The organism is Nocardioides sp. (assembly GCF_016462705.1).
Lineage (GTDB): Bacteria > Actinomycetota > Actinomycetes > Propionibacteriales > Nocardioidaceae > Nocardioides.
Window position 1 is genome coordinate 1 of record NZ_JAEMSS010000211.1, and the last position, 6371, is coordinate 6371.

8 protein-coding genes and 2 pseudogenes are annotated in these 6371 nt (G+C 73.5%); 5 read left to right on the forward strand and 5 right to left on the reverse strand.

All coding sequences use genetic code 11. The features are described 5' to 3' along the window. The 5 genes from JHD21_RS19455 to JHD21_RS19475 all read left to right on the forward strand — a co-directional run. A partial coding sequence (locus tag JHD21_RS19455; protein ID WP_292678608.1) for an ABC transporter permease occupies positions 1–1080 on the forward strand: 1080 nt, incomplete at its 5' end. Positions 1081–1087: 7 nt separating this feature from the next. After that, positions 1088–1627, forward strand: coding sequence for a hypothetical protein (locus tag JHD21_RS19460; RefSeq protein WP_292678611.1), 540 nt, complete (start codon positions 1088–1090; stop codon positions 1625–1627). 37 nt (positions 1628–1664) lie between these two features. Beyond that, positions 1665–2072 (forward strand): hypothetical protein, encoded by a 408-nt coding sequence (locus JHD21_RS19465; RefSeq protein ID WP_292678614.1) that lies wholly within the window; start codon positions 1665–1667, stop codon positions 2070–2072. A gap of 22 nt (positions 2073–2094) precedes the next feature. After that, entirely contained in the window at positions 2095–2505 is a 411-nt protein-coding gene (locus tag JHD21_RS19470) for a response regulator (RefSeq protein WP_292678617.1), read from the forward strand. Further along, the gene (locus tag JHD21_RS19475) at positions 2502–3131 is read left to right on the forward strand and encodes a hypothetical protein (RefSeq protein WP_292678620.1); all 630 of its coding nucleotides are present in this window, start codon (positions 2502–2504) and stop codon (positions 3129–3131) included. Before JHD21_RS19470 ends, JHD21_RS19475 begins: the two co-directional genes overlap by 4 nt. Here the strand turns inward: JHD21_RS19475 and pcaC are convergent. From pcaC to JHD21_RS19495, 5 genes and pseudogenes are all read right to left on the reverse strand, one after another. Beyond that, entirely contained in the window at positions 3128–3490 is a 363-nt protein-coding gene (gene pcaC, locus JHD21_RS21935) for a 4-carboxymuconolactone decarboxylase (RefSeq protein WP_365696366.1), read from the reverse strand. The genes JHD21_RS19475 and pcaC overlap by 4 nt on opposite strands. Positions 3491–3589: 99 nt before the next feature. Continuing rightward, positions 3590–4288: pseudogene (locus JHD21_RS21940) on the reverse strand (alpha/beta hydrolase); the annotation flags it as partial. A gap of 23 nt (positions 4289–4311) precedes the next feature. Beyond that, positions 4312–5538: a lyase family protein gene (locus tag JHD21_RS19485; protein WP_292678625.1), complete on the reverse strand. Its 1227-nt coding sequence runs from the start codon at positions 5536–5538 to the stop codon at positions 4312–4314. Positions 5539–5559: 21 nt separating this feature from the next. Continuing rightward, positions 5560–6084, reverse strand: a complete 525-nt coding sequence (gene pcaG / locus JHD21_RS19490; protein WP_292678628.1) for a protocatechuate 3,4-dioxygenase subunit alpha — start codon at positions 6082–6084, stop codon at positions 5560–5562. After that, a pseudogene (locus JHD21_RS19495) lies at positions 6081–6371 on the reverse strand (protocatechuate 3,4-dioxygenase subunit beta); the annotation flags it as partial. The gene pcaG and the pseudogene JHD21_RS19495, both read right to left, overlap by 4 nt.

The window sequence follows — 6371 nt, forward strand, 5'->3', positions numbered from 1 at the left end:
GGCGGGGTCCTCGGGGGACCGCCCGGCGGCGGCGCGTTCCCAGGCCTGGGCGGAGGCGACACCACGACCAGCGAGACCGCGACGTCGACCCGCGCCGCCGAGATCACGATGGCGGACGCCGAGGCGATCGCCACCAGCGACGACGCCACCCACGTGCTCGGAGTGGCACCGGTCGTCAGCGCCCAGTCGGTCACGGCGACGTACGCCGGCGCCTCGCACGACGTCGGCACGTTCACCGGCACCACGGCGAGCTACCTGCTCATCGACAACTCGGAGGTGCAGTACGGCGCCGGGTTCACCGACGACGACTACACGGCGCACCGCCGGGTGGCGCTGCTGGGCCGCACCGTGGCCGAGCAGCTCGTCGGAGCCGACGTCAGCGAGGCCATCGGCGAGCTGGTCTCGTTCAACGGCTTCCAGTTCGAGGTCGTGGGAGTGCTCGCCGAGAAGGGCAGCACTGGTCCCCAGGACCAGGACGACCGCGTCGTCGCCCCGGCCACCTCGGTGCGCGACACGCTCTCGGGGTACGGAGCGCTCGACTCCATCTCCGTCAAGGCGACCTCCGCCGACGCCGTCGAGACCGCCCAGGGCGAGGTCGAGGCCATCCTCGACGCACGCCACGACGTGACGTCGGCCGACCGCGACTACACCGTCAGCAGCGCGTCCTCGATCCTCGAGGCGGCGACGTCGTCGAACGAGACGTTCACCGTCCTCCTCGGCGCCGTCGCGGCGATCTCCCTGCTCGTGGGCGGCATCGGCGTCATGAACATCATGCTGGTCACGGTCACCGAACGGACCCGCGAGATCGGCATCCGCAAGGCGATCGGGGCGGGCAAGGGTGACATCGTCGGGCAGTTCCTCGCCGAGGCCGTCCTGCTGTCGCTCTTCGGCGGCCTGGTCGGCGTCGCGATCGGGCTGTTCGGCTCGCGGTTCACCATCGTGGGCGTCGACCCGGTGGTCGCGCCCTACTCGGTCGCCCTCGCCTTCGGCGTCGCGATCCTCATCGGCCTGTTCTTCGGGCTCTACCCCGCCAACCGGGCCGCCTCGCTGCGCCCCATCGAAGCCCTGCGTTACGAGTGAGGACCACATGACGACCACCGTCACCCACCACACCGACGACACCATGCTGGACGAGGCGTGGCTCGCCGCGCCCCGCCACCGCTCGCGCCTCCGTCTCGTCCTCGCCACCCTGCTCGCGGCGTCCCTGTGCTTCCTAGGCGGCACCCTGGTGCAGAAGCACTTCGGTGCCGAGACCTCCGCCACCCCTGCCGGGCCGGCCGGGCTGCCGACCGGAGCCGAGGGCTTCCCGGAGGGCTTCCCGGCAGCCGGAGGCCAGGTGCCGGGCGCGGTCACGGGCGGGTCGGGTGACGACGGGACCGGCGACACCGAGAACGAGGGCACGGACGACACCGGCGCCGTCGTCGGCACCGTCGTGAGCATCGACGGCGACGTCTGGACCGTCGAGGACCTGGGCGGCGAGCGGCACGAGGTGCGGGTCACCGCCGACTCCGACCTGGTCCGCGAGACCTCGCTCACCCCGGACCAGGTCGCCGTGGGCGACCTGGTCGACATCTCCGGCACCACGGCCGGCGGCCGGCTGACCGCCGCGGACGTGGCCCTGCGCTGACCCGACCCCCACCACCGGCACCACCGAGAGGAACACCATGACTATGTACCGATCCATCGCCGTGGGCACCGCGCTCGCCGTCCTCACGCTGACCGGCTGCGGCTCCGACGACGGGGACACCGGCACCGAGACGGCCCGGACCGACGAGCCGACCGGTGCACCCACCGGGGCGCCGTCCGGCGGGCCCGGCCCGGGCGACGTGGACTTCGAGGCGATCCAGGAATGCCTGACGGCTGCCGGGCTCGACGACGTGCTGCCCACCGACATGCCCACCGACGTGCCCACCGACGTCCCCACCGACTTCCCCACGGACGGCACCCCACCGGAGGTTATGCCGTCGGGCGGACCCGGCGGCATGGTCGCCCTGCAGGACCCGGAGGTCCAGGCGGCCCTCGATGCCTGCGGGATCGAGCTTCCGTCGGCACCCGGCGCCGGGCAGTCGTAGCCGGCCGGGGAGGGGCTCGGCCATGAGCACCGTCGATGGTGGCGAGGAGTCGCGGGTGGCCGTCCCGCCACCACGGCTGCTGGTGGTCGAGGACGACCGCAGCATCGCGGAGCTCCTCAGTATGTGGTTCCGGTCGAGCGGATGGCACGTGGCCGTGGCGCACTCCGGGCCCGAGGGCGTGGCGCGAGCAGTGGCGTTTCGTCCGGACGCGGTGGTCCTCGACGGGATGCTGCCCGGCTACGGCGGCCTGGAGGTGATGCGTCGGCTCCGGGTGACCAGCCCGGCGCTCCCCATCGTCCTCAGCACCGCCATGGACTCCGACCAGCACCGACGGGAGGCCCTCAGCGCCGGCGCCGACGCCTACCTCGTCAAACCGTGGTCGCTCCTCACCCTGCACGACACCGTCGAGTCGCTGACCCGGAGGCGCCGATGAGGGCCCGGCTACGGGTTCAGGCCGCCGCCGGCGTGCTGGTCCTGGCCGCGGCCCTGACGCCGCCGGCGGACGGCGCCCTCGAGCCGCCGGCGCCACGCCCGACGCCACGCCCGGCGGTCTGGGTCGTCGGCGACTCGGTCACCGTCTACGCCGCGGAGGAGCTGCGGTCGCGGCTCTCGGCCGACCTGGACGGTCGGATCGAGATCGATGCCGAGATCGGACGCAACGTCGAGGAGCTGGTCGGCCTCGTCCGCCAGCAGCTCGCACGTGCGGACCGGCCCCGCACCATGGTGCTGGCGCTGGGGACCAACCCCCACCCGGCGTGGACGGGCAGGGACTACCGCCGTGTCCTCGACAGCATCCCCGAGTCGATCATGGTCGTCGTCGTCACGACCTACCGCAGCCGCGGCACGGCACCGCCGTCCGTGCTGCGACGGATGGAGGAGTACTCCCGGTCACTGCGCGCCCTTGCCAGGTCGCGCGACAACGTCTGCCTGGCGCCGTGGCGCGCCCGGGTCCGGGCTCACCCCCACCGCTACCTGCTCGACGGTGTTCATCCCGACGCCCGTGGCGCGGGCCTGTTCGCGGCGGTCGTCGGTGACGCCGTCAGCCGGTGCGCCGGCTAGGCATCGCGGTCCTCGAACACCTGCTGCGCCACCCGGAACGCGGAGTTGGCGTCCGGGACGCCGCAGTAGATCGCGGTCTGCAGCAGGACCTCCGTGATCTCCTCGACGGTCAGCCCGTTGCGGACCGCCGCGCGCAGGTGCATCGCGAGCTCCTCGTGGTGACCACGCGCGACCAGCGCGGTCAAGGTGATGATGGAGCGGCTGCGCCAGTCCAGGCCCGGCCGCGTCCAGATGCTCCCCCAGGCGTACTCGGTGATGAGCTCCTGGAAGTCGCGGGTCAGGTCGGTCGTCCCTGCGATGGCCCGGTCGACGTGCTCGTCGCCGAGCACCTCCCGCCGGACCTTCATTCCCGGTGACATCCCGTCCTCCTCGTCGGTGCCGTCCGGGCCGAGCACGTGCGCCCTGATCAGCGTCGCAACCTGCTCGGGCTGCTCCGCCGGCGCCAGGTGCGCGGTGTCGGGCAGCTCGACGAACTCGCCCCGCGGTACGCCGGTCGCGATCGCCTTCAGGTCCTCCGGGGTGGTGACCGGGTCGGCCGCGCCGGCCACCGCCAGGACCGGGACGCCGATCTCCCCGAGCCGGTCCCGGACGTCGAACCCGGCCAGGGCCTCGCAGACCCGGACGTAGCCGAGGTCGTCGGCGTCCTGCAGGGCGTGCAGCAGACCGGAGACGGCGCCGGGGTCGCGCTCCGCGAAGCCCGGGGCGAACCAGCGCTCGGCGGCGCCGGCGACCAGCACCGGGGTGCCGGAGGACCGGACCTGACCGATCCGGTCCGCCCACACCGAGTCGTCCCCGATCCTGGCGCCGGTACACAGCAGCACCGCGGCACTCACCCGCTCGGGAGCGTCCAGCACGAGCTGGAGCCCGACACAGCCCCCGACCGAGACCCCGGCGTACGCGACGGGAGCGCCGAGGTCGTCGCGGTGCGCCTGGACGTCGTCGACGACGGCGAGCACGCCGGCCGCGAGCTCGGCCATCGTGAACGGCTCCGAGGGCACGGACCGGTTGTGGCCATGACCCGGCAGGTCCCAGGCGAGCACGTCGAAGTGGTCGGTGAGGCCCGCGGATGCTGCCGTCCAGAGCGTGGCCGCGGACGTGCCGAGGGACGGGCCGAGGACCAGCAGCGGGAGCTCCGCGCGATGGGCCGCCCCGGTCATCCGAAGAGCGGTGACCACGGGCCTCACGGGGCCGCCTCCACGGGGACGTCGGTGAACGTGACCCGCGCGCGCTCGACGACGGAGTCGACGAGCTCGGCGGCGATGCCGAGGTAGGCGAAGGACGGGGCCTTGCCCGCGAGCTCGGCCATCGACCACTGCTCGGCACCCACCTGCTCGCGGGCCGTGTGCAGGGTCGTCGCCATCCGGCCGCGGTCGACCTGGAGGTCCGCCACCAGGTCGAAGGTCTGCGACGCCGCGACCAGGGTGCGCCGCGCCAGGTCGCGCAGCGTCGTCCACTCGGCGTGCCAGGCGCCGTCGGCACGCTCGTCGTTGTGCTGGGCGGCGGCCAGGTGCAGCGTCGCACCGAGCATCGGTGTGGTCATCGCGGTCCGGCGGACCAGGACGGAGAGGACCGGGTTGTGCTTCTGCGGCATCGTCGAGGAGCCGCCGCCCGCTCCCTCGGCGACCTCGCCGATCTCCGGACGGCTCAGGGTGAGCACGTCCTCGGCGACCCGGCCGAACGCGTCGGTGCACCTGACCAGCGCGTCGCCGAGCCGGGTGACCGCGGTACGCCGGGTGTGCCACGGCGCCGACGGCGCCAGGTCGAGGCGCTGCGCGACCTGCATGACGATGTCCTGGGGGCTCCCGCCGAGCTCGACCAGCGCGGCATGGGTCCCGGCCGCGCCGCCGATCTGGACCGGGAACACGAGCCGGTCGAGGTCGTCGTACGCGTCGAGGACCCCGGCCAGCCACTGCGCGGCCTTGAGCCCGAACGTCGTCGGGACCGCGTGCTGGGTCAGGGTGCGGGCGACCATCGGGGTCCCGCGGTGGGCGGTGGCCAGGGCAGCCAGGCGCTCCGCCTGGCCGCGGAGCTCGACCTGCAGCTGGGCCACCGCGTCCTGCGCCATCAGCATCAGCGCGGTGTCGACCACGTCCTGGCTGGTCAGCCCCCGGTGCAGCCACGCCGCGGCTGTCGGCCGGTCGTCCTCGAGCGAGCTGCGCAGCAGGCCGACCAGGGCCCCCGCCGGGTTGCCGCCGGCTTCGGTCTCCTCGACCAGCCACTCCTCGTGGAAGTCCTCGACCATGCCGGAGAGGTCCGTGCGCGCGTCCGCCGGTGCGATGCCAGCCTCGACGAGCACGTCGAGCCAGACCATCTCCACCGCGAGCATCGCCTCCCGGAAGGTGGCGTCGCTGAAGTGCTCGTCGGCGCGATGGTCGCCCGGCCAGAAGGAGTAGCCCACGGTGCCCATCTAACGCCCATCGACCCGCGGTCAGTGGCGCGGATAGGTCAGGAACACGGTCTCGCCCTCGCCCTGGAGCCGGATGTCGAACACGAACCCCGACGCGTCCCGCTCCGCCACGAGGGTCCCGCGCCGGTCCGCGGCGACGGTCGCCAGGAAGGCGTCGTCCGCGTGCTCGGGGAGATATGCCCGCGTGAACAGCCGGTTGAGCAGGCCCCGCGCGAACACCGTCAGCGCGAAGAACGGGGCGCCCGGGGTGAGCGTGGAGAACGAGTAGCGGCCGGTGTCGTCGGTGGCGGCCCGCCCCCACCCGGTGAAGGTGAACCCGTCGCGGCGGAGCGAGCCGGCGCCGCTGGGGACGTCGCCGTCGGGGGACGCCTGCGAGAGCTCGACGAGCGCGTCCCGGACGGCCTCACCCCGACCGTCGAGCACGCGGCCGTGCAGCCGGACGGCGTCCGGGCGGCCCGGTGGGACCAGCTCCGCGCCGCCGGCGTACGGCAGGGCGTAGCCGAAGAACGGTCCGACGGTCTGACCGGGGGTGGGCGGGTGCGTCATGCCGGTCCCCCCTCGGCGTCCTCCGCGAGCGGGGTCCGGTGCGAGCCGGTCAGGACGATGTCCCAGCGGTAGCCGGTGCACCACTCGTGCTGGGTGACGTCGTGGTCGTACGCCGCCACCAACCGCGCCCGGGCGGCCGGGTCCACGATGGCCTGGTAGATCGGGTCCAGCGCGAACAGCGGGTCGCCGGGGAAGTACATCTGGGTGACCATCCGCTGGGTGAACTCCGTGCCGAACAGCGAGAAGTGGATGTGCGCCGGCCGCCAGGCGTTGCGGTGGTTCTTCCA